Annotated in this window: 2 protein-coding genes; both read right to left on the reverse strand. The window is 55.2% G+C overall.

The genetic code is table 11. The annotated features are described in order from the left end of the window. Window positions 1–99: 99 nt before the first annotated feature. Window positions 100–978, reverse strand: a complete 879-nt coding sequence (locus AAC076_RS17315; RefSeq protein WP_339848105.1) for a DUF4123 domain-containing protein — start codon at window positions 976–978, stop codon at window positions 100–102. Beyond that, window positions 966–1,997: type VI secretion system tip protein TssI/VgrG (tssI, locus tag AAC076_RS17320; protein WP_339848108.1), on the reverse strand; the 1,032-nt coding region annotated here is incomplete at its 5' end. The genes AAC076_RS17315 and tssI, both read right to left, overlap by 13 nt.

A 1,997-nucleotide genomic window follows, 5' to 3' on the forward strand; every position in this document is an offset into this window, starting at 1 on the left:
ATCAAAAGCTCTTAGCTGTTTTATAACCGTCCGTGGAAACGGGGTAGAACCCGACAATACCCTGTAGTTACCAAGTTCCATGGTGGCTCCATTCATCCTTTATGTTCTTTTTTTGCTCACTGGCTCTACGCCGAAAAGCTCCAGTCTCTCGACTTTCTTGAACGACGAGTCCTTGCTTTCCAGGATCACCATGGCCTGTGGGTCCTGATCCAGTAATGGGCCGGCAACTATCTTGCTGAGTCTTAACAAGTGGCGACCCTGGGCAATACGGTGATCAACCAAGGTGCTTAGATTGTGAGCGATGCCTGGGAGTTGATCCTGTGACGGTGAGGCAAAAACAGAGTAATGCTCATCCACCCAGTAGACCCATCCAAGCTGCCGTTGCACTCTTGCGGTGTCTGCTGGCAACTTGAAGCAGGGCTCTGCAGGGCTTGAGGAATGTTGTGATTCGGTGCGCCAACCGATCCACTGGCCCTCAGGATGACCGAAATGCATTGGCGCGGGACTGAAGACACTGGCCCAAGGCCCCATTAACCGAACCAGGTTCTGGCTGGAGGTCATCGCCAGTGCCGCCCACAGAGCGGGACGGTAGTAGCTGAGCAGGCTCTGACCTCCAGAGCTGTCGCTTGCTTTGAGTAGCCAGCGGGCATGTGCCTGTGCTGCAGCGACGTTGTTGGTCAGCAATGCAATGCCGGCGTTCTTCTCCAGGCAAAGCTGAGCGGCCAACAACCTCAGCTCTGCTGTTTCTGGTGCACTTACCCAGATAGGCCCTTGATCCGCCATGGCGGCGAATTCGGTATTGCGATACAGGTTGTCCTGATCAATTGGCTGGCCAAGGTCGTAGAGCCGCGCCAGGGTATTTTGCTGGCGACTCTGATCTATAATAAAACACAGGGACTGCCCAGGCTTGTCCGTGATCAACGAGTGGGTATCGAGCCTGGGTAATGAGAGAAACGCTTCCAGCATCACATCAGACATGGGCAATCTTCTCTGCTACACGCACCATTACTCTGTTTCCCACACAGGGGCGTAATCCCCGACTCATTCACTCTGCGCGGCAAAGGTACAAGCGTGTCACCCGCCCGATTACTATCCGCCGCCAACACATTCCCCGGAAGTATCAGTGCCGCCCCGCTCCCCTTACCCGGCGTGCCACCCGCATTCATCCTGATCGAAGGGCCGACCACAGTGACGCCACCGGCATCGATCTTGATGAAGCTTCCACCCGCTTTGAGGGTCAACTCGTTACCGGCTTCGATAACCATTTTCTGACCAGCCTTGAGATGGATTTCGTGCCCCGCTTTGGTCAGTAGCGCGGTGTCGAGTTTGACGTGTTGGCTTGAGCCAACGGTAAGATGATCATTCGCCTTGATTTCGGTCTTTCGATCGCTGTGGGTGCTGTGGTGCTCTTCAGCCATAAATTCGGTGTAGCTATTAGCTTCGACGCTGTCATGACGTTCGTTGCCGACACGGATTTTCTGGTCATGCTCGATGTTTTCGTCCCAGTCGCGCTGGGCGTGGATGTAGATCTGTTCCTGATCCTTCTTGTCCTCGATGCGCAGCTCGTTATAACCATCGCCGCCTGGTGAACTGAGGGTCTTGAAGACGCTTCGGGTCTTGTGCGCGGGCAGTTCGTAGGGCGTCGGATGTGTCTTGTGGTACAGACAACCGGTTACCAGGGGTTGGTCTGGGTCGCCTTCGAGGAAGCTGACCAGCACTTCCATGCCGATCCGGGGGATAGCTATGCCTCCGTACTGGTTGCCGGCCCAACTTGAGGAGACTCTGAGCCAGCAGCTAGTGCGTTCATTGCCCTGACCTTCACGATCCCAGTGGAACTGAACCTTGATTCTTCCATATTGATCGCAGTGGATCTCTTCGCCTTCAGGCCCCGTAACCACGGCGGTCTGGGTACCTAGCACCTTGGGTTTGGGATGATCTAGTTGCGGACGGTAGTGAACCTCCCAGGGTGCAACGGTGAATTGGTTTCGGTAGCCCTG

It is taken from the genome of uncultured Halopseudomonas sp. (assembly GCF_963977355.1).
GTDB lineage: Bacteria > Pseudomonadota > Gammaproteobacteria > Pseudomonadales > Pseudomonadaceae > Halopseudomonas.